The following is a 22,987-nucleotide window of genomic DNA, read 5'->3' on the forward strand; positions in this document are numbered from 1 at the left end:
ACGCGTCCGGTTACTCCCAGAGGCGGGTCAGGTGCGCGTGGAGGACGTCGTGTGCCTCGGGCGGGGTGAGGTGGCCGATGAGGACGTGCGCGGTGAGGCCGTCCGCGAGGGCGAGGAGGGTGCGGGCCTCGAGTTGCGGATCGAGGCGCACGGCGCGGTCGGCGCCCTCGATGGCTTCCGAGATGAGACGGGTGAACGCCTCCTGCAGGGTTGCGTAGTTCGCCGTCAGCGTTCTGGCCAGTGCCCTGCTCACAGCCGCCTGCGCGACGAAGGCGAGCCAGACCCTGGCCTCGGCGCGGTGCTCTTCCCGCAGCAGTGAGATCTCGGTGACCGCGTGGCCCAGGGCGGTGCCGGCCGACTGGGCGGGGCTCCTGAGGAGGCGGGCCTGTACGCGCTCGCTGATTCGCTCGCCGATGTGTCCGAGAGTGAACACGAGCATCTCTTCCTTGGTGTGGAAGCACCGCTGAACTGCGCCCATCGACACCTGTGCGCGGGCGGCGACATCGCGAAGGGTCACGCCTTCCAGTCCGCGTTCGTCGGCGAGGTGGCATACGGCCTCGGCGATGAGGCGGCGTCGGCTCACGTGATCCACCTGTCTGGGCATCTCTGATCGCCTCTCCGTTTCGCTGCGCTCCGCTTCGCGGCGCAGTTTATTCGATGCGAACGCATCGGTTCCCGAGTACGGTTCTGATGCAGATGCATCGGTACGTGGACGAGGAAGGCGAAGCCATGCAGGACGCCCTATGGAAGATGCCGGCCGCCGCACAGGCGGAGGCTGTACGCAGCGCAGAGGTCTCGGCCGTGGAACTGGTCGACAGCCACCTGCATCGCATCGCCGAGGTCAACCCGCAGGTGAACGCGGTCACGCAGCTCCTGGCGGAGCGGGCACGTGAGGCCGCGGCGCAGACGGACCGCCGGCGGGCCGCCGGTGAAGCGCTGGGGCCCCTCGCGGGGGTGCCCTTCACGGTGAAGGAGAGCACCGCCGTCGAAGGCGTGCCGACCACGTTCGGCACGGAGCGCTTCCGTGGCCTGGTGGCGTCGGCGGACGCACCCCCGGTGGCACGGCTGCGCGCGGCCGGAGCCATCCCCATCGGGCACAGCAACATCCCCACCCTGATCCTGGCGGGGATGCACACGCGCAGCGAACTGTTCGGCGACACGGTCAACCCGTGGGACAGCAGCCGGACCCCGGGCGGCTCCAGCGGAGGTGACGCGGTGGCCGTTGCCACGGGCATGGCAGCACTCGGACTCGGCAACGACTCCGGCGGGTCAGTGCGCATTCCGGCCCAGTTCTGCGGTGTGGCCGGGCTGAAGCCGTCCACAGGCCGGTTTCCCGCCGACCATCGCGTTCTCGGCCCGGACGACCCGGGCCCGGCCTTCCAGATGCTGGTCACCGATGGCCCGCTGGCCCGGAGCGTGGGCGACCTACGGCTGGCTTTCGAGGCGCTGGTCGGGACCGATCCGCGAGACCCGCGGGCCGTGCCGGTGCCCGCCTACGGGAAACCGCTCCCCGAAGGCGTGAAGGTCGCGGTCGTGGCGGACCCTGGCGGGCACGGCGTCCACACCGCGGTTCGCGGAGCCATCGCGTCTGCGGCCGACGCGCTCCGCGACGCCGGATACGACGTGCGCGAGGTACAGGACGTACCACGGATGGAGGAGGCTCTGGAGGCGTACGGCCGGATCACCGTGACCGAGTTCGCCCCGACCTGGCCGGTGGTGCGCGGACTGCTCGGCAAGGGCGGGGACCGCTATATCGAGATGGCGATGGAGCAGACCCCGCCCGTAAGCGCGGAGGAGCTCATGAAGCTGATGGGCACCTGGATGAACATCCGCCGCTCATGGGCCGAATTCCTCAACGAGTACCCGCTGTTGCTCGGCCCGGTCTTCACCGAGCCACCGGTCGAGCCGGGGCTGGAGTCGCGTGACAGGTCAGGCAGGGACCGTGTCGGGTCGGGGATGCGCCTGTGCACCGTGACCAGCTTCGTGGGCGTGCCCGGCGTGGCCGTACCGACCGGGATGGTCGACGGGCTCCCCTGCGGAGTACAGGTCGTCGGGCGCGCGTTCCGGGAGGACCTGTGCCTGGACGCGGCCCAGGCGATCGAGGACCGGCTCGGAGTTCTCACACCGATCGACCCGCGCGTGGAAGGCCGGACTGATTGAGCCCGCGGGCCACAAAGGCGCATACGGCGAACCTCATACCCCTCACGCCCCCGTCCCGGCGCGGCTGAATGAAAGGCGCCCATTCGCCACAAACCGCCCTCAAAGGGATCTCGTAGTCACCGAAGTTCTGCCGCCGGAAAGCGATGATCGGCTCGGTCGACTCCAGGGTGAGCAGGCGCTGCTCCCAGGCCTTGGGCCGCCAGGGCGACGTCCAGGATCTCGGCGACGCGGGCGCGGATCGCGGCGGCCGCGGCCCGGGCCCGCTCCAGCAGCGTGTCGACGAGATGCGCGACACCCTCGAGGAACGCCCGCGCGCTCGCCCGCCAGTCGGCGCGCAGCTGCGTGAGCGAGCGGGACTTCGGCTTCGGCGGGCGGGTCTTCCTGGCCGCGATCCGGTTGAGCTTCGTGCGGGCCTCCTCGGAGACCACGGGCCCGAAGCGCAGGTTGCCGTCCTCGTCGACAGTGGTGACGTCCTCGTGCTCCAGCTCCTGGCGGCACAGGTCGATCTCGTGGCCGCGCTTCGACATCCAGCCGATCAGCTCGTGCGGCACCCCGGCCACCTCCATCACCGGCCGACGCACCACGCTGACGGTGCGCGGCTCGGAGGCCAGGCCCAGCGCCTCGCACACCTCGGCCATCAGCAGCTCGTTCTGGAGAGGAGGCAGCGACCGTGTTCTCGAACAAGACCTTGCTGTGCACCGCGCCCCATTTCCCGTCCGGGCGCAGGCCCCGCAGGGATATGAGGACGCGGCCGTGGAGGAGCGGGGTTCCGGCTCGCGACTCGTAGTGGCGGAAGCGGGCGACGGCCAGGCCATGGACTGGCCGGGTGAAGTAGCGGCCCTGAGTACCGATGCGGATGGTCGAGGGGTTGTCCTCGATCCATGTGAGGGGGTTTCGATCGCCCGCTCGTGCGCGTCCTCGATCGCCCGCCGTGCCCCCTGGTCCCCCAGCGCCCACATCAGATGCACGGTCGGCTGCGGGCGGAAGACCGAGTCCATCCCGGTGACCTTCACCCGGTATCCGAGCGCTCCGGCCCGGCGTGCGACTACGGGCTTCTTCCCGGCTGCCGGCTGCTCGTCCACCAGTCGGTCGGCATGCGGGTGCCGGCCCTCGCCGGACAGGTGGCGCAGTTCGTCCTCGGTGACGACGTCCCCGGCGCTCAGGCCGAGGTCGGCCGGCCGCGTCCCATCCACCGGCCCGGCGGGACAACTGTCTGTTCCTGAGCCTCGGGTAGCGGCGTACGGGCCGATCGGGAGTGGTCACCGGCGACCACCCCGAGGAGGAAGTAACGGCCTGCCTGCCCTGCGGTGATCTCTTTCATGTCCAGCATGGCCACCACGCCGCACCGCCCTGACCAGCAAGAAAAGGCCGATCGGGCGTACGTCCCGCCAGGCGGGAAGAGGCAGCCGACTTTCTCGTCCACGGCCCGCCGGGCGGGAAGCGGCTCCGGGCGAACTCTGAGTGGCATCGCGCTCCGGCACCAGCCCCAGCCTGTCCACTGACACCTATCAGCATCAAGTAACTGTCCCGCGCATGCGGGCCCTGCGAGTTTTGAGTCAAGGTTGCGATGGGCGCTGCGAACGGCGACTCCGAATTGCCTTCAGCCGAAGGCTCCGTCGGCTCGGGCGACGAAGCGTTTGCAGCCGTCGTGCTCGAAACGCACCTGTCCGTCGAACGGCGAGCCGACGCGGGTGCACACCCCCCAGTCCAGGCCCAGTTCGCCGCTCAACGCGATCCAGAACCGGCATCCTCCGCACTGCTCGTCGAACCACTCGTCCCGGTAGCCGGGCTCCCCCGTGAAACGGTTACGCAGCCGCAACCAGCGCTCGTGAATCTCGTCGTCACCTTTACCCTCGCCGTCTGCCCGCAGCTCGCCTGGCATCATCCGCTCCCCGCCCTTCCGCAGGATCCCGCAGGATCCCGCAGGATCAATCTGCACGGAGCCGGCACCGATCCGTCAGCTGATTCCTGCGAGCCGCAGGCCATCGGCTCAGCCCGTCGCAGGCCTCATCCTCAAAGGGCAGCTTCTTCCGGATCTTGGTTAGGGCGAACTTCGCATGCTGCTGCCCGCGCATACATTGGCGGGATGGACGAGCCGAGGCGAGTGGCCAGGCGTGGAGGGGCGAGGTCCGAGCACGTCCGACGGCTGAGCCAGGATCGGGACGCCCCGTTCGTGGAGCCGGTCACCCTGTTGGCGGTGACCGACGAGTGCGCCGTCGACGTTAGCCACCCGCCGTCGGCCTTCTCCAGGTGGTTGACGCAGCGCAGGAAGTCGGACTTGCCGGACCCTGAGAAGCCGAAGAGGCAACAGACCTGTCCGCGCTCCACGGTGAGGGCGATGCCCTTGAGCACCTCCAGTCCGCCGAAGTTCTTGCGGACGCTTTCGGCGCGGACCATGGAGGTGCTCACCGGTTCTGCTCCTTGCTGTTCTTGCCGATCCGTTTCGTGGTTCCGCCGAGAAGGCGACGGAACGGAGAGACGTGGCCGGCGCGGGTGGTGCCGCGCCCGTAACGTCGTTCCAGCCACGCCTGGGGCACGCCGAGGAGGGTGACGAGGGCGAGATACCAGATGCTGGCCACGACCAGCAGTCGACGCCATGCAGAACGCCACCGCGCACGCCGACGTCACCATGCTGGCCGACCCGGCCGCCGCCCTCACCGTCCCCGTCCCCGTTGCCGTTGCCGTTGCCGTTGCCGTCATCAGAGGCGTCGCCCTGATCGGCGAGGTGCTCACCCTCGCGGACTCCCTCAGCCTGCCCCGCGACCTGGCCCTGCAGGCTGAGGGCCTAACGGCCGTGGCGCGCCGAGCGGCAGCGGGCGACGGCTTGGGAGCGGGGCGCCGAACGAGTGGACTCGCCGGGGCCCGGTCGGGCGGTCTGCCGTTCGCGCCGTATCTGGTGCTGGTCTGTCGCCGTCCGCGTCCATGACCTGGAAGAGGCACCCCCCACCATGAGACGAACCTCCCCCCGCCGGCTGCTCGCCGCGACGCTGCTCGCGGCGTCCGTGCTGGCCCCGCTGGCCACCGTTCCCGCCACGGCCGTCCCGGCCCCCCACGCCCCCGCCACGGCCGCCGGTCCGCACGGCGACGGCGACTGCCCCGCCGGCGGCTTCGGCTCCGAGCTGACCGCCCGGCTCGACAAGACCGTCGAGGACGTCCGCAGGCAGGCCCGTGTCCCCGGACTCGTCGTCGGCCTGTGGATGCCGGGCAAGGGCTGCTACGTCCGCGCGACCGGCGTCGCGGACAAGGCCACCGGCCGGCCGATGTTCGCCGACACCTACGTCCGCATCGGCAGCGAGACCAAGACCTTCACCGTCACCGCGCTCCTCCAGCTCGTCGACGAGGGCAAGGTCGGGCTCGACGACCCGATCGACGACTACGTCCGAGGGGTCCCGAACGGCGAGAAGATCACGCTGCGCCACCTCGCCGAGATGCGCAGCGGCCTGTTCCCGTACACCGCCGACCCCGACTTCGTACACGACCTGCTGAGCGCGCCGAAGCGCCCGTTCAACCCGTGGGAGGTCCTCTCCTACGGCTACCGGCACCCGAACACCTTCGCGCCGGGCGCGACGTTCCAGTACTCCAACTCCAACCTCGTGCTACTCGGCCTGGTCGTCGAGAAGGTGACCGGAAAGCGGCTCGCCGACGTCATCCACGAGAAGGTGGTCCGCCCGGCCGGTCTGCGCCACACCTTCCTCCCCGAGGGCGCCGAGTTCCCCGAGCCCCACGCGCAGGGATACACCGACCAGACGCTGACCGGCGCCGTCGCGAACGCCACAGACTGGAACCCCAGCTGGGCCTGGGCGGCCGGCGGCATGATCTCCGACCTCCAGGACCTGCGCCGCTGGGCCCCCGTCCTCGCCACCGGAAAGCTGCTCAGCGCCGAGACCCAGGCGCAGCGTCTCAAGGTGCTGCCGACCGGCTTCCCCGGCACCGACTACGGCCTCGGCATCCTGCGGACCAACGGCTGGATCGGGCACAACGGCTCCCTGCCCGGGTACGAGACCGTGACCGTCTACCTGCCCTCGCAGAAGGCCACCCTGGTCCTCATCCTGAACACCGACTCCCTCGTCGACGGCCAGGAGCCGTCGACCCTCGTCGCCCGCGCCGTCACGTCCGTCGTCACACCGGACAACGTGTACGCCGGAGGGATCACCCCGCGCGACAAGTCCTAGGTCGTGTCCGGTAGCCAGGGCGTGGGCGAGTCAGGTGTCGGCGTCGGTCTGGACGGTACCGGCCCGCGCGCCGGATCAGCTCCTCGCGGGCGGCCTCCTCACCCTCGCGGGGATCGGTCTGCTGGAGGGTGCCGAGCTCGCGCAGTACCTGGAGCTCGTCGGCGCGGGCCGCGATCCGGGCGGCCTCGCGTATCTCGGCTTCCCGAGCGGAGGTGGCCGCCGCCTCGGCGGCGAGCTCGTCCTGGACGACCGTGTCGGTGTCCGGGTCGTATACGGTGCCCGGCGGGGCTGCGGCAGGCAGCTGGTCGATTCGTTCGCCGCTCGGCGAGCTCCGCGCGGCCGTGCTCGTCGTCGGCCAGGTCCTCGTGCCGGAAGTCATGCCGAGCGAAGGACCAGGCGTCCTCCAAGGCCGCCGCGACGGCCCCGGCGTCCCTGCCCTTCACCCGGCGCCGATCGAGTTGTCGCAGCTGTCGGAACGTGAAGAACGCGCCGGTCACTCGGTGGAGAAGCCGGACCTCCAAGACGGTTACGACCAGGCGAAGCGGGCGTACGACTGCCTTCGTCAGGTGTCCCAGGCGGGTTCGAAGGTGGGCTGGGAGAAGGTGAAGAAGGCCGCCGACGGCTGGGCGGATCTGCTGGCGGCACGGACGGACGGCACGACGGGGGAGCGCTGTGACCGGGCACGGGATCGCCTCCATGCCGGACAGTCACGGAGCCCGCAGGGCTTGCATGAGGCGCGGACCGAGGCGAAGGTGCCGGTCTCGGTGCTCGACGTGCCGGAGGTCCACGTCCGGGTGGCGTCGTCATCCGTGGAGGCCCTGTTCTCGTACGGCCACGGCGAACGGACATCTGGCGCAGTCGATCACACGCTCTCTTCCCGACGGACGGAGAAGGCGCCCGCGGCAGCCGCCAGGACTGCCGCCTCCGCGGCTCGTTCCGGGAGTTGCGGGTCCGGATCGGCTCGCAGGAGCACCAGTTGGTGGTAGAGCGGCGCCGTGGCGGCGATCAGCAGGCTCCGCGCGTCCGTGTGCTGTGCGCCGAGTTCACCGCGCCCGATGGCGCGCTCGACGAGGATCTCGCACTGGGCGTACCGGTCCGTCCACAGCTGCGTCTGGGCCTGCGCGGCCTGTTCGGAGTGGAACGAGGCGGCCATCAGGGCGACGGCGAGCGACGGCTGTACGACCAGGGACTCCTGGATCTCCTGGTTGAGGGCCGTCAGATCGCCGCGCAGCGAGCCGGTGTCGGGCGGCTGCCAGTCGATTTCGCCGGCAGCGGCGATGACGTCGACGAGCAGGCCGCCGGCATCGCGCCAACGTCGGTAGACCGTGGCGCGGTGCACTCCGGCCCGCGTCGCGACGCCCTCCATCGTGAGTCCTTCGTGGCCGCGTTCAGCGAGTTCGGCGCGCACCGCATCGAGAACCTGGGCACGGATGCGGGCGGTGCGACCGCCCGGACGGCGGCCCGACGTCATGTCTTGTGGGTCTGTCATCGGCAATCAGTATCCGGTTGATCAAGGCGGCAGGGCCATGCCAGCATCTTAACGCGACGCCTGTCGCTCTAAGTTCGCCAGAAAGGAACCGCTTCCGCGATGCCGCCCGTTCCCGCTGACCCCACCGTGCTCCACCCGATGCCCGAGCACCCGCGCGTGGTTCTGCTCAAGCCGCTCGTGAAGTCGCCGCTGATCGAGGTCGGCGACTTCTCCTACTACGACGATCCGGACGACCCGACCGCGTTCGAGACGCGCAACGTCCTGTACCACTACGGTCCCGAGCGGCTCGTCATCGGCAAGTACTGCGCGCTGGGGACGGGCACCCGGTTCATCATGAACGGTGCCAACCACCGTATGGACGGTCCTTCCACCTTTCCGTTTCCCACCATGGGGGGCTCCTGGGCGGAGCACTTCGACCTGATCACCGACCTGCCCGGTCGGGGCGACACGGTCGTCGGCAACGACGTGTGGTTCGGCCACGGCGCCACGGTCATGCCCGGTGTACGCATCGGTCACGGCGCGATCATCGCCGCCGGCGCCGTGGTCACCGGCGACGTCCCCGACTACGGCATCGTCGGTGGCAATCCCGCCCGGCTCATCCGCACCCGCTACGACGCCTCGGACATCGCCCGGCTCCTGGCCGTGGCGTGGTGGGACTGGCCCGTGCAGCACATCACCAGGCACGTGCGGACGATCATGTCGGGGACCGTCGTCGACCTGGAGGGGGCCGCCGCGCAGATCGACCGGCCCTGACACCGCGCCCTCGCCACTCCGCACGCACCTGCCCGGCGCCGGAGACGAGTGATCGCCGTGTCCCGTCGCCGCGCCCATAGCGCGATGGTCGGCATCCCCGTCGTCAGTCATGTCCTGCCCAGCCTCGCGCCCATCCGCGAACTGGTGGCCCGCGGGTACCGGGGCACCTACGCCGACGACCCGTTCGTGGCCGACCTGATCGAGACCACCGGCGCGGAGCCGGTGCCCTGCACCTGCACGCTGCCCGTCGCGGAGAACGGCTGGCCCGCCGATCCCATCGCCGCAGCGAGCCTCTTCCTCGACGACGCCGTCCGGGCGCTCCCGCAACTGCGCGCCGCCTACGACGACGATCCGGCCGACCTCTACCTGTACCTCTACGACATCGGCGCCCATTCCGCGCGCGTTCTGGCCCAGGCGCAGGGCAGTCCCCTCGTACAGCTGTCCCCGACGTTCGTCGGCCGGGACGGCTATCAGGAGGAAGTCGCGGTACATCTGAGGAAGTTGCCGGGCGCCGACGCGTACCGGGACAGGTTCGGGCGGTGGCTCGCCGATTACGGGGCGGCCACCACGGACGTGGACACGTTCTCCCGCCCGCCCGAGCCCTCGCCCTGATCCCACGCACGATGCAGCCGCACGCCGATCGAGTCGACACCGATGCGGTGACCTTCGTCGGCCCCTGCTCGGCCCCTGCATGGCGGCACCCCCTCTCCCTGAGTAGCGGTATTGCGACTTTGGGTTAGCGGATGGTCATGCGCGTCGACTCTCCGTGTGCGCGCCCGGCCACTACCGACCCCGTATCCGAACCGCACCACCTGGAGAACTTCGACATGACCTCTTCCGTGCAGCTCGACCGCACCCAGAAGCGCTTCGACCTGTGGGACACCAACGGCGACGGCCAGATCGACCGGGCCGACTGGGACGCCGAGGCCCAGCGCATCCTGCGGGCCTTCGGCGAGGCCCCCGGCACCCCGGCCGCCCGTGCCCTGACCGACGCCTACCTCGGCATGTGGGGCTTCTTCGCCGACAGGGCCGGCATCGACGAGCAGAACGGTGCCCTGACGCCCGAGCAGTTCAACCGCATCGCCGAGGAGCACGTCCTGGAGAACGGCGGCACGGGCTTCGACCGGGTTGTCCAGCCGACCATCCAGGCCATCGTCGAGCTGGTGGACGTGGACGGCGACGGGCAGGTCAACCCCGCCGAGTTCAAGTCCTGGCTCGACGCCATCGGCGTCGAGGGCATCGACTCGGCCGAGGTGTTCGCCCAGATCGACGCCAACGGCGACGGACAGCTCTCCGTCGAGGAGCTCGTCCAGGCCGTCCGCGCCTACCACCTGGGCGACCTCGACGTGCCCCTGCTCGGGCACTGACCCCCGGAGGCGGGCCGCAGACGCACCGGACACCGCAAAGGCCCGGGACGCAGGGCATCGTTCCCTTCCCGCCCCGGGCCTTCCGTCTGCCTCATCGTGGTTTCGGGAATCACCAGGCGCAGCACCGCATGGAACTGTGGTGTTCCACGGGGCCCTCTGTGCCGAATCGGGCCCAGAGCAGGGATCCGCCGAGGCCCACGGCCAGCAGGCCACCCGGTATGAGAATCGCGAGGAGCCAGTTCGGCACGTCGCCTCCTTGCGGTACTTGGAGAGCGGCGCCGCTCACAAAGTTCCGTCGTACCGGTGAAAGAAGGTTCCGCCGGGTCCTGATACGTGATGAACAGCGCGGCCGGGGCAGCCCCCACTGCGAGCAGGACGGTATCCCCCGGATGGTTTCCCTGCACATGCGCCCCCGGTCCGCGTGCGTGCCCTTCAGCAGGGCGCCTCGCGGACGGTCTGCCCGTCGGCCGGAGCAGTTGCACCGGGAACAGCCCGTTCCGGGCTGCCGGACGGGAGCAGGGCCGTGTGACACGTCCTGGTCCGAGAGTTCGCCTGTTCGTCTGTTCGTCTGTTCGTCTGTTCGTCTGTTCGTCTGTTCGTCTGTTCGTCGATGAATCGTTTCGACTGCCACCGGGACATGAACACACGGGTGACTACGATGGCGATGCATCCACAACTGCCTTTTACCGAAGCCTCTTTGAGGCAAGCCGGCATCAACGGGGGAATCGCATGTCGGACCCGCAACAGCCCTGGTACACGTCACCTACCGCTCAGGTGCCGGTTCCGGACAACCCGTACGCTCCAGAGGGGTACGGCCCTACCGGGCCGACGCGCCGGAAGCGCTTTGGCACGGGGCCGCTGATCACCCTCGCCGTCGTTCTGCTCATGCTCACCGGAGGAGGGGTGTACGTCGTTGCCGGGGAGGCCGACCGGAGCGGAACGGCACAGCCCGTTGCCCGGGAGACGGGCAGCACCGTTTCGAGCCGGCCCCCGGTGGCGAGCGGTTCTCCCGAGCCGGTACGCACATCACCCATGCCGACCTCGATCCTTCCCGTTCCCGTCGATCCGCCGACCACCGATGAGCTGAACGCGGCCCGCAAGCCGGGGGAAGCACGCGGATGGGTCGCCGGGGACAGCGCCGATCTGCCCCAGAGGGATGTTTTGACGGGTCCTGTGTGGACCGTCGAGGACACTGTGGTCCAGGTTCTCTACCAGGACGTCGTCGCGCGTCGCGTCTCGGACGGTGCGGTGGTCTGGCGCATCTCGCTGCCGGGTCCCGTGTGTGGCGCTCCGGTCGGCCGTGCTCCTGACGGCAAGGTGGTCCTCGCGTACAGAAACCCGGACACCGGGGGACGGGAGAAGTGCGACCGGATCCGGATGCTCGACCTGAAGTCGGGGAAGGAGGGCTGGGGCGAGAGGCTCATCACCACCAACAAGCTGGACGTGCCCGTCAAGACGGTGAACCTCTCCGTTTCCGGGGCTTTCTTCGTGCTGCACCAAAGACTCACCGCGTCGGTTCACCAGATCAGCGACGGCGCCAAACTGTTCGACGTCCCGACGGACAACCCGTGGTCCAGCACACTGGCCGTCGGAGACCGGAGGTGCCACCCCACCGCTTCGGCAGGCGGCACCAAAGTGCTGGTGATCTCCGCATGCCCGGGTGCCGACTCGTCACAGTTCAGCCAGATCATGGAGATCGATCCCCGAGCCCGTAAGGTCCTCTGGCGCTCCAGGGTCAGCGACGGTCAGCGGATCGCCAAGGTCTACTCCGTCGATCCGGCAGTGTTCACCACCACGACCTCGGCCAGCTCCTCGTTCAGCAACTGGCGGATCCTTGCACTCGACCGGGCGGGAAAGCTCCGTTCCACCATCGATCCCGAGAAGCAGGGCATCCCTCCGTGCCTCGGGCTGAGTGACCTGGGAGGCACCTCCACCCAGGTGTGCCGCGGTGCCCTCGCCACTCAGGACACGTTGTTCATGACCAGCAAGACCGGGCTCTCCGCCTTCAGTCTTGCCGACGGGAAACCCCGCTGGAAGACCGATGTCGGCACCGACCGCCAGTTGAGGCCCCTGCGTGCCGAGGGCGACGCCCTGCTCGCCTACCTCGGTCCCTCGAAGCAGGAAGCGGGTCGGATCGTACGGGTGGGGCCCAAGACGGCCATGACGACCGTGCTTCGCCATCCGGCCCTGGCGCGGGAGACGGAGTACGGCATGCAGGGAGGGGACCTGGCACTCGCGGGGCGCCGTATCGTCATCAGCCCGTACTGGGTGAACGGCGACGACCGTCGCCACGACACGCGCCTGCTGTCCTTCGGCCCCTGACGCCCGAACCATGCCTCGAACGTCTCCTCCCGGGCCGGGCGCTTGAGGCGTCGTTCGGCACGAAGGCCGTCCGGAGCCGACGCGATCGACGACGTGAGCCTGTTGCTCGCAATGGTCATGGCAAGGACTGGTCACAAGAGGTCGTAACACACGATTTCGTTGAACGTCCCTGGTCGACCTTGACTGGTGTGATGATTCGGCCGTTCGGGATGGTGTGCGTACTCGGCCGTGGATCGTGGACGATGGCCTGTGGGCGCCGATTGAACCGTTGCTGCCGCCCCGGCCGGAGAGGGCTCCCGGTCCGCGGCCGGGACCTTCGACCGGCCGCACCGGATCCTGCTCGGTGACAAGGGCTACGACTCCGACTCCAACCGTCGTGCACTGCGAAACGCCGGATCCTGCCGTCATCTCCCTCGCCTGCGGACTCATCTGCTACCGGCGGCTCAAAAGGGCTGCCGCTCCATGATCGAAGAAGCTCTCATGGCGGCAATGTCCCTCGGAGAGGGCGGCGGGTGCCCGGGGCACCTGCCACGCACCCGTTCGCTACTCGCCCGTCTCGTGTTCCGGACGGTCCTTGGCGAGAGGCTCGTTGTAGGTGATCACGACCGGCGCGTTCGCCTCCGCCCGTGCGCGGTCGGAAGCCTCCGCGATCTCCTCGTACGTCCATTCCTTGTACAGACGCTCTCCGTGGGCATCGGTGATGTCGATGACCATGCGGGTCCACTCCTCGGCGGGCTGTTCGGGGACGAGTCCCAGTTCGTACGTGGCGTCCTGGAGGAGGGATTCGGTGACGCGTATGCCGGTGAGTCTCTCGGCCAGGGAGAGGACCGCCGCCTTCCCGTCGACGGCCGGGGCGTTCTCGTCGTGCTCTCCCTCGGGAGTCAGCGGGAAGCCGACTTCCCGCAACAGGGGAACCAGTTCATCGGGGCTGCTGCCGTCGCGCGCCGACGGGCCCTCGAACGTCGTACGGAGCTCGCCGTCCTCGAACCAGTGGAAGAGGTGGATGGGCTTGCCGCCGTTGCTCGAGTGCGCCACGACCCGGCCGCCCTCCGACAGGGTCTCCGCACACGGCATCCCAAGGCCACCGTCGAAGCCGAGGACAACCGTCCAGTCGCCGCCCTCCCCCGGAACCTTGAAGGCGCCGGCAACGTAGGACTCGTCCCAGTAGTCGTAGTCCACCTCGGCACGGTGAGCGTCATCCGCCTCGATCAGCCCGGCCGTGCCCTCCCCGGTGCCGCGTGGTTCTGCTTCCATCGCACGCAGCACCTCCTGCGGGCTCCGCCCCCGAATCAGCGTCAAGGTGTATCCGCTCTCCATCATGTGGCGGAAGAGCGACGAGGTGCGGATCCAGGCATAGTCGTGTGCGGTCACCAAGTTCATACGGCGCAGTGTGCCTGACGCCTCTGACAGTCCCCGATAAGCCGGTTCTCACAGCTGGAGCCGGGACTCGGGCTGCGCCCGGTCCGCACCAGTGAGGGTTTCCAACCTCACGCTGTCGCGTGGTGAAGGACGAGAACTGCCTTCACCACGCCGGTGATCCGGTTCGTGCTGCAGCGGAGCTTGGCACCGAACGGAGGGTTGTGTTTGATCCGCTTCGATGGACATCGGAGATCAGGGGGTTCGGTTTGCGGCCCTCGGCCGGGCCACCTGCCTGATGCATGACAGACGAGGTCAATTCGCTGGTCAAGCCAGTACTCGATCTGCAGAATCAGCAGAATGCCACGCTTCTTGTGTGACCACTGCCAACGCCCCCTCACCGGACCGGTCACCAAGGTGAGAGTGCCGCCGCCGGTCCCGATGCCGGAGGTCCCGGGCCTCCGGACACGTCCGGCTCGGATGCCCCGCGGCACCTATGCCAGGAATTTTCAGGTGAGCGTTTTCGACATCGACGTCCCTGGCTTCACCGTGCACCCTGACGACGTGATCGGCACAGAACGGCACCCCGACATCATGCGCTCGACCGGCTGCTGCCAGGGTCCTTCCGGCACCGATGGTCTGAACCTCGTCTGCGTGGGCTGTGCAAGCGAGGTCGGCACCCGGCAGGCAGATTGCTACACCGAGAACCAGGTGATCCTGGAGCCGCGCGCGGTATGTCTCTCCTTCGCCGATGACTGATCACCCGCCCCAGCAGGGCTGAACACGTCCTGTTTCGGCGCTGTCTGGCACAGGTTCGCCGAAATGGGAACCGGGCGAGGGAAGCATGGGAGACCAAAAATCGCCGTCCCCCGCTCCTACCGGCGGGCCACCGGGCACCTCGCGCCGCGTCAGAACGCAGTGGGAGGCGAGGGTGAGACCGAGGGCCTGGTGCTCATCGAGCGGTACATGGCCAATCTGCGCCGGAAGAACGGTTCGAGCAGGAATCCGGAGCGGCCAGCGGTGCGCGCCGCGCAACTGGCGGAGATCGATGAGGCCTGGAACTGCCCCTGCCCTTATGCCACCGGGTGCTCGCCGATCTTGTAGACACCGACGGCATCCTGCCGGCCGTCGAGCCCGGTGTTCTATGGGCGGTGACGACATCGGCGCGTGGCTGCAGCAGCAACAGAAGCCCGGCATCCGGGCACAGCTCCTGTCCCGGCTCCGGCGGCGACGCCGCCCCTCGCGGACGACACCACGCGGGTGTGCGCCCCACGTCGCCCCACACCCGCGAGAAGAAATCCCGTGGCCGCGATCCCTGAGGCCTCCGTGCCCGAACCCCCTCCCCCACCTGTGGGTCCGTCCCGCCGTCTCGCGATGACCGTGGTGGCCGTCGGCTTCGTCGCCCTGGTCGCCGTCGTCGTCCTGGCCCTGACCGGTCACCCCGAGGCAACCGGACCGGCCGCCGCCATCGGCGCCGCCGCCCTCACCGCCGGCGCCATCAGCGTTACCGTCGACATCCGCCGCTGACACCACAGGAAGGGGCCCTCGGGTATCTGCCTGAGGGCCCCTTCCTATCCGTCTTCGTCGTCAGGTGGACGCAGACCGAGCAGCTTGTGCAGGGGCGGCTACCGGTGGCGCGGGGCGGGGGTCCGGGACCCCGCCAGGACGATGCCGGCCGCCGGGTCGCGGTGCCTGGCCCTGAGGACGGACGGCGCCACTTTCCGGACACCCCTAGAGCTCGGCCGGGGTCAGCACCACCGTGTCGCTGCGCATGCCCAGGACGAGGTCCCGGTCCGCGACCGCGAGCGTGTCGCACGTGAGGGGCAGTCGGACCAGGGAGACCAGGGCCCGGTCCTGGAGCCGCCACACCCGGACGGCACGGTCGCGGCCGGTGGCCGCCACGTGCGGCTGTCCCTGCCAGACACCGGACGCCACGGCCCACAGCGGACCTGCCCCCTCCGCGATCCTGGCCGCGTGGCGCGGTGACGCGAGGTCCCACAGGCGCAGTGTCCCGTCGTGCCCGGCGCTCACCGCGTGCGGCCGGCCGTCGACGTCGAGGCAGGCGACGGCCCGCACCCAGCCGCGGTGCCCGCGCAGCACCGCAGTCCCCTCGCCGCTCCGCAGGTCCCAGAGCCTGACCGTCGCGTCGTCGCTGGTCGTCACCGCGAACGGCACGCCGCCGACCGTCGTGCAGGCGACGGCGCACACCCAGTCGTCGTGGCCCACCAGCGTGCGGAGCGCCGCGCCCGTGCGCACGTCCCACACCCGCACGGTACGGTCATCGCCGGCGCTTACCGCCACGGGACGTCCGTCCACGACGGCGCAGGCCACACCTCGTACGCAACCGGTGTGCCCCTGGAGCACATGCCGGGAGAGCGCGGTGTGCTGCTCCCACACGCGCAGCGTGCCGTCGTTGCCCCCCGTCACCGCCAACGCCCGCCCGTCGACCTCGATCGAGGCGGAGGCGCGGACCCAGTCCGTGTGGCCCTGGAACGTCGCGACCGGCTCCGCACCGGAGAACGGCTCCCCTCCCACGTCCCACACCCGCGCCGCGCGGTCGTCACCTCCGACGAGCAGGTGCCGTCCCCCGTCCGCTCGCACCGGGGTGACCGTGCGGACCCAGCCGCTGCGCCCGCTCAGGGTCGCGCGCATCGTTGCCGTCCGGAGGTCCCACAGGCGCGTGGTGTGGTCGTCGGGCCGGGCGAAGGCGTACGGGTTGCCGGCGACGTGGAAGACTTCGAGGCCGCGGACCCACTCGTTCTTCGCGGACAGGACGGACCGGGTCTCGTGCGTGGACAGGTCCCAGACCCGTACGGTCCCGTCGTCGGCGGCCGTGACTGCGTGCGGACGCCCGTCGAGCGGTGTGCAGGACACCGCCCGTACGGGGCCGGTGTGGCCGCTGAGGCGCACGGGTTCGCCGTCGCCGGGTCCGCCGTCGCCGGACAGCGGCTGGAGCCGTACGAGACCGCTGTGATCGCCGTGGACCACCGCGGGCGCGCCGTCGATCGCGGTCCACGCCACACAGAGCACCGGGCGCGAGCCGGTGAACAGCACACGCGACTCGCGGCCCCTGCCGTCGTCGTCTCCGGCGGCTCCGTCCGTGAGGTCCCAGGCCCGCACCGTCCCGTCGTGGCCGGCGGTCACCGCGACCGGCCGGCCGTTGAGCAGCGCGCAGTCGACGGACCGCACCCCGCTGTCGTGACCGGTGAGCGTGGCACGCCGGCGCCGCACGCCCAGATCCCACAGTGCGACGGATCCGTCGTCGCTCGCCGTCAGCGCGTGCGGCCGGCCGTCGAGGACGGCGGTGGCGATCGACCGTACGGGCCCGGTGTGCCCTTCGAACACGGCGAGGAGAGCGGGGTCGGAGGGGTCGGACAGGTTCCACAGCCGGACCGTGTGGTCGCCGGCGCCGGTCAGGACGCACCGGTCGCCGCCCACCTGCACCGTCGCGAGGGCCCGGACCGGCGCGCGGTGCCCCGACAGCGTCGCGCGCAGCTCGGGCGTCACGAGATCGGGCAGCTCCCACACCCTGACCGTCTCGTCGTGGCTGGCGGTGATGATGTGCAGCCGCCCCCCGAAGGTCCCGCTGGACACCGCGTGCACCGGCTCGGTGTGCCCGCTGGACGCCGGCCCCTGCGCGAGGCCCGTCGTCGCCCAACGGGGCTTCCAGGGGCGGGAGCGGGCGAAGCGCTCGGAGAGCAGCGGCTGCCGGGACCGCGCCGCGTCGATGGCGAGCACGTCGCTCCGCTCCTGCGGCGACACCCGGCGGTGGAGGCTGACGGAGGCCCCGTAGATGCCGGCCGCGCGGCGCGCGGCGGAACCCCGCGCCTGGCCGAGGACGCGGACCAGGGCGTCGGGACGGGCGTGGACCAGGTAGTCGGTGTCCTGGAGGAGGGGGTCGAGGGCCCCTCCCGCCGCGGCGTGCGCGGCGAGATGCTCCTTGATGTACCCGTGCGCGGTGCTCCACTCGCGCTCGCCGGTCCACGGATCGACCGTCACGTCCGCCACGAGCGCCCCGGCGATGCTCCGGTGGGCCTCGGCGTCACGGCCCGGGCTGCGGAGCGCCGAGGCCAGCGACTCGTGGAAGAGGCGGTACGCGGAGCCGTACGAGGTGGACTCCTCGATGATGTAGGAGCCCGCCGTCTCCAGCAGCCACTGCACGTCCTCGTCGCTGCAGCTCTCACCCGACAGCGCCGCGGCGACGGGAGCCCACACCGTGGACCACGGCAGCCCCCGCCCTTGCGCGTAGGCCAGCGGGCGCAGCAGCCTGCGGACGAGCCGGGCCGAGCCGCCGAAGGAGTCCAGGTACGCGTCGAAGGCGTCGACGGCGTCCCCGGGCAGCAGTTCCTCCCACCCCGCCCGCGTCACGTCGATGTCGAGCCGGCCGTCGACGACGGCCCGCGCGGTCATCCGTGCCACCAGGAAACAGTTCCCCGCGCGGGCGGCGATCCCGCGGGCCACGAGCGACGCCCAGGCGACGCGCGCCGGATCCGGCTCTGCCCCGGGCGCCGGGCGCGTCCCTGCCCCTCCGGTCCCGGCCCGACCTCCGCCGAGGATGAGGTCCGACGCGTACACGACCATGTCGGAGGGCTCGTTCCACCGGTCCGCGTCCAGGTCGAGGACGTCGACCGCGCGGCCCAGGTGGGGTACGACCGGTCGGCGCGTGCCGATCAGCAGCCGCACGGCCGGCAGCGTGGACAGCGGAAGGCAGAGTTCGCGGGCGACGCGCTTGGCCTCGGTGGCGTCGCCGGCGGGGCCGGCCTCGTCGAGGGCGTCGATGACCACCGTCAGGGGACGCTGCCGCTCGCTGACCCCTCGGAGCAGTTCGTCGAGCGAGGCGGTCGGCAGCCCGAGCGCCGCCGCCATCCGGGCGGTGAGCTCCTCGCAGGTGCGGCGCCGGGCGTGCAGGGCGAGGACCTCGGGGTTGGTCGGCGGGAGGGTGTCGTCCGCCGCGACGGTCGGGCCGTGTTCGTCGGGGTCGGACAGCCGCAGGACCCTGCCGAGGACGGCGGACTTGCCCGAACCGGGATCCCCGGTGACCACCTTCGCCCGGCGGTCGTGTGTGTCGGCCGCCAGCCACGCGGCGATGGAGGCCAGCGCGGCCCTGCGGCCCCGGAAGAAGTCCCCCGCCTCCGCGGCGTGCCCGACGCCCCGTCCGCGTGGGTCGAAGTGACCGTGGCTCTCCTGCCGCAGCCGGGCCGTCGTCTGGACGTCCAGGTCGTTGGCGGGGAGGCCGGGGAGGAAGGCCGGGTTGGGGAAGAAGGGCGCGTGCCCGTCGCTGTCCACAGTGGTGTACCGGGCGTGCTGGGCCGGGTGGTGCTCGGCGAAGTAGCCGTTGATGCCGCGCGTCACGTCCCGGACGCTCACGAACTCCTGCCGCGCGCCGGCCTTGGGACGGGCCAGCACATGGGCGAGGGCGCTGACGAAGGCGTTCTCCGTCGCGCGCTCCTTGCCGCGCGCGGCGGCCATCAGCCAGCGCCCGGCCGGCTCCGGGGACCTCGTACGGGCCAGGGATGCGGCGAGCGAGGTGATGTCGGCGGTGCCCGCCCCGGCGAAGCAGGTGTCGAGGACGATGAGGAGGTGGCCGACCGCGCTGCGGACGAGCGGTCTGCCGAAGTCCTCGCTGGCCAGGGCCGTCCCGTCCCACAGGCCGCGCTCGGTGTCGGAGAAGAGCAGGTAGTGGCGGTCGACGCTGTGGACGCCGTGCCCCGCGAAGTAGAGGAGCACGACGTCACGAGGACCGAGCTCGGCCGTGGCGGTCCACCGGTCGATCCCGCGCCGGACCTCGTCCGCCGTGGGATCGGTGGACAGCGCGGGCAGCGCCGTCTCGTAGCCCATGGGGCGGAGCAGCGTCCGGACCTTCTCGACGTCGGCCGTGACGCCGGTGAGGTCGCTGATGGTCTCGTCCCGGTAGTGGCGCACTCCGACCGCGAGCAGGAACCGGCGTCCGGCATCCGCTGCCGCCGCCCCAGCCGTCATGGCGTCTGCCATGTCCAGTCACCCCCCGGGACTCGACGTGAGGGGGAGATACCGCCGGGGGGCATGCCGTCAAACCCCAAATGCCCCTGAAATAACGGGAGTTCAGCGGAACGGGACGTGCCTCTTCCTGGACGTCAGCGCAGCGGCAGGCCGATCGCCGCACCCGTCCTCGGCGCGGAGAGGTACCGCGTCAGGTCGTGCATCCGGGTGCCGTTCGTGATCCGCTCGTCCCGCACGGCACCGCCGAAACGGCCCGCCAACTCGTCGACGACCGCCACGATGTCGCCCGGATCGGCGATGTTCGTCCACCGCCGGAGGGGCCCCGGCCACGCGCCGACCCCGTCCACGGGGCGGGGCAGCAGGCGGTCGAAGACGATGCCCTGGAGCCCCAGGGGCGAACCCAGGGTCACGAAGTCGGTGACCGGCCACTCGGGGTGCGCGCAGAGCGCCTCGTAGGCCACGACCGACCCCAGCGAGTGCGCCACCAGCACCCTCGTGTCGTCCCCGACCTCCTCGGCGACGCGCGCCTGGGCGGCGAGACGGAGCTCCGGCTCGGTCAGGTACCGGCGTACCTGCTTGAGCGTGAAGATCAGCGAGCGGTCCGAGACCTTGCCGAAGAACCGCGAACCGGCCAGGGCGTCCAGGGCCGACCGTACGAGCTCGAAGCGCAGCATCTGGGCCGCACCGAACCCCAACAGGCCCCGGGTGCCGTCCTGTTCGGGCGGGAGCACGCCAGGGTCGACGCGCGCGGCCTGCTCCCACCAGGCCATGAGGAGGTCCACTTCGAGCCCGTCCTCGACATCGGTCTCGTCCCACGGCGGCAGGTCGGCCGACCGGGTGCCCTTCTCGAAGTACAGGTCTCCGTAGAAGGCGCAGACGATGTCCTCGGCGGACAGCGGCGGCCCGTCGGCCAGCCGCACGCCGTCCCGCAGCGCGGGCGCCACCTCACGATGCATCTGCGCCGGCCCGAGGAACTGCTGCCCGATCCCGTGCACCACCACGACCTTCGCCATACCGCTCCCCCCTGAGGACCATGCCGCTTCCACGGTACGGGTGAGGCGGCCAAAACGCATGAGGGCAAAGGGCGTTGAGAACCGATCCTCGATGTGACGCAGAGCGTCCCTGGTGGCGCACGGGGGTGGCCCCAGCCCGGTCGGCGGTGCCGGACATCCGGTTGTCGGCACCGCTCCTGCCGCCCATGGGCCGGGCTCGTGGCCGGTGGCGCTCCTGGTCGCCTACCTCGACCGCTACCTGCGCCGCCCCGACCTCTCTTACGACCAGGAATCCGCCCTCGGGGCACTTTTGTTGCTCGACGCTCGGCTCGGAGCCGATCGGACGGCCGGATTCCTCACCCCGGGCGGCCTGTGGCAGCAGTGGACCGACGGATCACCCGGCAGGGACGGCGACGCTCCCGACCCCTGCCGCGCCTACATCGGCCAGCTCTGCGCTGTCGCCGAGCAGAGCGCCAGACACGGCAAGGCAAAGAGATGAAAGTCCCACTCGGAAGGACGGCATCTGATCGCAGAAACCCGCCACCGGTGCAGATCTCAGCCTCGTCCAGGAGCGCCCCGTGCGGAAAGGAGGCACGGTCGCCATCGCGCAACCAAGGGCAGAAGGACGGCGGTGACACCCAGGGCGAGGGCGGCGGCACCGAACGACTTCGTCACGGTCGACAGGCCCTTGCCGGCGGACGAGCCAAGACCGGCCGGAACGGCGCCGACGAAATCCAGCAGTATGGACGCCTTGCTATCGGTACGGCCGAAAGCGCGCGGGTTCCCGGAATCCCGAGCTTTCACCGTGCCGCATCCGAGTGGCTATCGCGCAGGCCAGTGCGGGTTCGGCATGCCGTCATCGCCCATGTGGGCCCGCTGCCAGATCTGCTTCCAGCCGTACGGGAGCTCCGGCACGCGCCGGTGCCGCTGCCCACACGGACACGGGGACGGCGCCCACGCACACCCACGGCACATCTCGACCCAGCCATGCCCAGTCGAGCTCAGCACTCGCGGTCCCTCGTCCCCGCAAGCCGAGCAGCCGGGCAGATCGGCGCCGTCCAGAAGCGCGTTCTGCCGCCGGACGTAGTCGGGCAGTCGCAGCGACGGGTGGCGAAACGGGTCTTCGAACCAGGCGCGGTGCGGGCTCTCCCACCAGCTCCGCAGCCACCACGGCCGAGGGTTCGGTACAGCCCGCCACCCAGCCTGCTTCTCCGCCCGACGCTGCACGGCGTACTCCTCCGCCCGCGCGAGCCATAGCACCCGCGCCTCGTGCAGTTCCTCCACCGCCCGCGCCGGCGCGTCCGGGTCCGCCTCCAGGCGCCGAGGGATCGCGGCGCTGAGCGTGAGGTGGTGGTATGTCGCCCGCAGGCCGTAAGGAGCAAAAATGGTGAGGCACGTACGCAGCGCGCTGTGCCGCCGCTGGAGGGGGAGCCGGGCGTCGTGCACGCGCGCCCGGTGGGTCAGGAAGCTGGTCACTCTGCGAGCTCCAGGTCCAGTGCCCGGGCCAAGGCGGCCGTGACGGCGACGGCGTGTGTCGGCAGGTGTTGCTCGGCCCAGGTTCCGGCGAGGCTCGGGAAGTCCCGCAGGTTCGCCCGGGCACCGGTGACGAGCGCGCGCACCCGGTCCACCGGCAGCCCGATCACCGGGCTGCCGTCCTTCGCGTGGGCGTCGAGAGTCAGTCGGCCGGTGTCGCCGACACGTTCGGCCGCCGAGGACGGATCGTGGCCGAAGCAGAAGCGGCCGGTGCCGTCCAGCACCTCCCGCCGGTCCCGCCAGGTCTCCGGGCCATTGCAGCGGCCCGGCTCGACGAAGACGGTGTCGGTGTCGGTGTCGGTGTCGGTAGCCATGTCGGTCACCCGGAACCCGCCGGCGGCGAACAGGTCGGGCATGGTGAGCGGCTCGTGCAGGAACGCACCGAGCGGGTCGGTCGGGCACGGCCCGTGCTCCTCCTCCGGCTCGAAGTCGTCGCAGTCGGCGATCCGCATGACCGCCGTGCCGGCCTCCGCCGGAGGCAGCTTCCCGTCCAGCACGAGGTGGCCGTACGACTCGTGCTCGTCAACCGGCCAGAGCGCGCAGTCGTCGGGAGCGAAGATCTCCGGAACGGGTTGCATCACGATCACACAGGGATGATGCCGGACCCGCTGCGACACCGCCACGGGCTTTCGCTGCGGCATCGCGCTCGGCGGGCGCCCGCCAGCTGGGCAGTTTCGCGGTTCGCTCCGGGTAGGCGGTGCCGACGTGGCGCATGGCGGTCTGTTCGGTGATGCCGAAGAGCCTCATGATCTTGAACGGGTCGCCTGCGGCGAACGGTCTCCTCCAGGCCGTCCAGCGTGTCCTGGATGTGGTCTGCGTTGATTTCCCGAAGCGTTGTCGTGCCGGTTGCCGTCCATGCGGTGA

The 22,987-nt window shown here is 70.6% G+C and carries 19 protein-coding genes and 5 pseudogenes; 10 read left to right on the forward strand and 14 right to left on the reverse strand.

Going from position 1 to position 22,987, the window contains the following annotated elements; all coding sequences use genetic code 11:
* Positions 1 to 10: 10 nt before the first annotated feature.
* Positions 11 to 604 (reverse strand): TetR/AcrR family transcriptional regulator, encoded by a 594-nt coding sequence (locus tag ACWGSR_RS08210; protein ID WP_376231239.1) that lies wholly within the window; start codon positions 602 to 604, stop codon positions 11 to 13.
* A 125-nt stretch (positions 605 to 729) separates the two neighbouring features.
* On the opposite strand from ACWGSR_RS08210, the gene ACWGSR_RS08215 reads away from it, so the two are divergent.
* Positions 730 to 2,160 (forward strand): amidase, encoded by a 1,431-nt coding sequence (locus ACWGSR_RS08215; RefSeq protein WP_453564900.1) that lies wholly within the window; start codon positions 730 to 732, stop codon positions 2,158 to 2,160.
* Here the strand turns inward: ACWGSR_RS08215 and ACWGSR_RS08220 are convergent.
* The 7 genes and pseudogenes from ACWGSR_RS08220 to ACWGSR_RS08250 all read right to left on the reverse strand — a co-directional run.
* Positions 2,120 to 2,353: pseudogene (locus tag ACWGSR_RS08220) on the reverse strand (hypothetical protein); the annotation flags it as partial. The gene ACWGSR_RS08215 and the pseudogene ACWGSR_RS08220 overlap by 41 nt on opposite strands.
* Positions 2,277 to 2,798, reverse strand: coding sequence for a relaxase domain-containing protein (locus ACWGSR_RS08225; protein WP_453564902.1), 522 nt, complete (start codon positions 2,796 to 2,798; stop codon positions 2,277 to 2,279). The gene ACWGSR_RS08225 and the pseudogene ACWGSR_RS08220, both read right to left, overlap by 77 nt.
* Before the next feature lie 25 nt (positions 2,799 to 2,823).
* Positions 2,824 to 3,117 (reverse strand): annotated as a pseudogene (locus ACWGSR_RS08230) (relaxase domain-containing protein); the annotation flags it as partial.
* Positions 3,066 to 3,353, reverse strand: a pseudogene (locus tag ACWGSR_RS08235) (relaxase domain-containing protein); the annotation flags it as partial. The pseudogenes ACWGSR_RS08235 and ACWGSR_RS08230, both read right to left, overlap by 52 nt.
* Positions 3,354 to 3,760: 407 nt before the next feature.
* Entirely contained in the window at positions 3,761 to 4,042 is a 282-nt protein-coding gene (locus tag ACWGSR_RS08240) for a DUF3027 domain-containing protein (RefSeq protein ID WP_453564569.1), read from the reverse strand.
* 288 nt (positions 4,043 to 4,330) lie between these two features.
* Positions 4,331 to 4,557, reverse strand: a pseudogene (locus ACWGSR_RS08245) (ATP-binding cassette domain-containing protein); the annotation flags it as partial.
* 8 nt (positions 4,558 to 4,565) lie between these two features.
* Positions 4,566 to 4,739: a hypothetical protein gene (locus ACWGSR_RS08250; protein ID WP_376231233.1), complete on the reverse strand. Its 174-nt coding sequence runs from the start codon at positions 4,737 to 4,739 to the stop codon at positions 4,566 to 4,568.
* 17 nt (positions 4,740 to 4,756) lie between these two features.
* On the opposite strand from ACWGSR_RS08250, the gene ACWGSR_RS08255 reads away from it, so the two are divergent.
* A complete protein-coding gene (locus ACWGSR_RS08255) occupies positions 4,757 to 5,086 on the forward strand; it encodes a hypothetical protein (RefSeq protein ID WP_453564571.1) in 330 nt (109 codons plus the stop codon).
* 22 nt (positions 5,087 to 5,108) lie between these two features.
* Positions 5,109 to 6,332: a serine hydrolase domain-containing protein gene (locus ACWGSR_RS08260; RefSeq protein ID WP_453564573.1), complete on the forward strand. Its 1,224-nt coding sequence runs from the start codon at positions 5,109 to 5,111 to the stop codon at positions 6,330 to 6,332.
* Here the strand turns inward: ACWGSR_RS08260 and ACWGSR_RS08265 are convergent.
* Positions 6,310 to 6,711, reverse strand: a complete 402-nt coding sequence (locus ACWGSR_RS08265; RefSeq protein ID WP_453564576.1) for a hypothetical protein — start codon at positions 6,709 to 6,711, stop codon at positions 6,310 to 6,312. The two genes, ACWGSR_RS08260 and ACWGSR_RS08265, sit on opposite strands and share 23 nt — an antisense overlap.
* A gap of 483 nt (positions 6,712 to 7,194) precedes the next feature.
* Entirely contained in the window at positions 7,195 to 7,821 is a 627-nt protein-coding gene (locus ACWGSR_RS08270; RefSeq protein WP_453564578.1) for a TetR/AcrR family transcriptional regulator, read from the reverse strand.
* Positions 7,822 to 7,920: 99 nt separating this feature from the next.
* Here ACWGSR_RS08270 and ACWGSR_RS08275 point away from each other — a divergent pair, with 99 nt between their 5' ends.
* From ACWGSR_RS08275 to ACWGSR_RS08290, 4 genes and pseudogenes are all read left to right on the forward strand, one after another.
* A complete protein-coding gene (locus ACWGSR_RS08275) occupies positions 7,921 to 8,574 on the forward strand; it encodes a CatB-related O-acetyltransferase (protein WP_453564580.1) in 654 nt (217 codons plus the stop codon).
* A gap of 84 nt (positions 8,575 to 8,658) precedes the next feature.
* Positions 8,659 to 9,254 (forward strand): annotated as a pseudogene (locus tag ACWGSR_RS08280) (glycosyl transferase); the annotation flags it as partial.
* Positions 9,255 to 9,401: 147 nt separating this feature from the next.
* Positions 9,402 to 9,941: an EF-hand domain-containing protein gene (locus tag ACWGSR_RS08285; protein ID WP_453564582.1), complete on the forward strand. Its 540-nt coding sequence runs from the start codon at positions 9,402 to 9,404 to the stop codon at positions 9,939 to 9,941.
* Positions 9,942 to 10,973: 1,032 nt separating this feature from the next.
* The gene (locus ACWGSR_RS08290; protein ID WP_453564584.1) at positions 10,974 to 12,263 is read left to right on the forward strand and encodes an outer membrane protein assembly factor BamB family protein; all 1,290 of its coding nucleotides are present in this window, start codon (positions 10,974 to 10,976) and stop codon (positions 12,261 to 12,263) included.
* A 543-nt stretch (positions 12,264 to 12,806) separates the two neighbouring features.
* On the opposite strand, the gene ACWGSR_RS08295 is transcribed toward ACWGSR_RS08290, so the two are convergent.
* Positions 12,807 to 13,643: a DUF6461 domain-containing protein gene (locus ACWGSR_RS08295; protein WP_453564587.1), complete on the reverse strand. Its 837-nt coding sequence runs from the start codon at positions 13,641 to 13,643 to the stop codon at positions 12,807 to 12,809.
* Between the two features lie 489 nt (positions 13,644 to 14,132).
* Between ACWGSR_RS08295 and ACWGSR_RS08300 the strand changes: the two genes are divergently transcribed.
* Together ACWGSR_RS08300 and ACWGSR_RS08305 are read left to right on the forward strand one after the other, a co-directional pair.
* Positions 14,133 to 14,378 (forward strand): hypothetical protein, encoded by a 246-nt coding sequence (locus ACWGSR_RS08300; protein ID WP_376231223.1) that lies wholly within the window; start codon positions 14,133 to 14,135, stop codon positions 14,376 to 14,378.
* A gap of 543 nt (positions 14,379 to 14,921) precedes the next feature.
* Positions 14,922 to 15,146, forward strand: coding sequence for a hypothetical protein (locus ACWGSR_RS08305; RefSeq protein WP_453564591.1), 225 nt, complete (start codon positions 14,922 to 14,924; stop codon positions 15,144 to 15,146).
* Positions 15,147 to 15,350: 204 nt separating this feature from the next.
* On the opposite strand, the gene ACWGSR_RS08310 is transcribed toward ACWGSR_RS08305, so the two are convergent.
* Both ACWGSR_RS08310 and ACWGSR_RS08315 read right to left on the reverse strand, forming a co-directional pair.
* Positions 15,351 to 19,610, reverse strand: coding sequence for a caspase family protein (locus tag ACWGSR_RS08310; protein WP_453564594.1), 4,260 nt, complete (start codon positions 19,608 to 19,610; stop codon positions 15,351 to 15,353).
* 122 nt (positions 19,611 to 19,732) lie between these two features.
* Positions 19,733 to 20,611 carry an antibiotic ABC transporter ATP-binding protein gene (locus ACWGSR_RS08315; RefSeq protein WP_453564597.1) on the reverse strand — a complete coding sequence of 293 codons (879 nt, stop codon included), beginning with the start codon at positions 20,609 to 20,611 and terminating at the stop codon, positions 19,733 to 19,735.
* A gap of 205 nt (positions 20,612 to 20,816) precedes the next feature.
* Here ACWGSR_RS08315 and ACWGSR_RS08320 point away from each other — a divergent pair, with 205 nt between their 5' ends.
* Complete coding sequence (locus tag ACWGSR_RS08320) at positions 20,817 to 21,089, forward strand: DUF6000 family protein (protein ID WP_453564599.1); 273 nt, start codon at positions 20,817 to 20,819, stop codon at positions 21,087 to 21,089.
* 973 nt (positions 21,090 to 22,062) lie between these two features.
* Here the strand turns inward: ACWGSR_RS08320 and ACWGSR_RS08325 are convergent.
* A complete protein-coding gene (locus ACWGSR_RS08325; protein WP_453564905.1) occupies positions 22,063 to 22,701 on the reverse strand; it encodes a hypothetical protein in 639 nt (212 codons plus the stop codon).
* Between the last annotated feature and the right edge of the window lie 286 nt (positions 22,702 to 22,987).

Source organism: Streptomyces sp. NPDC055632 (assembly GCF_053618675.1).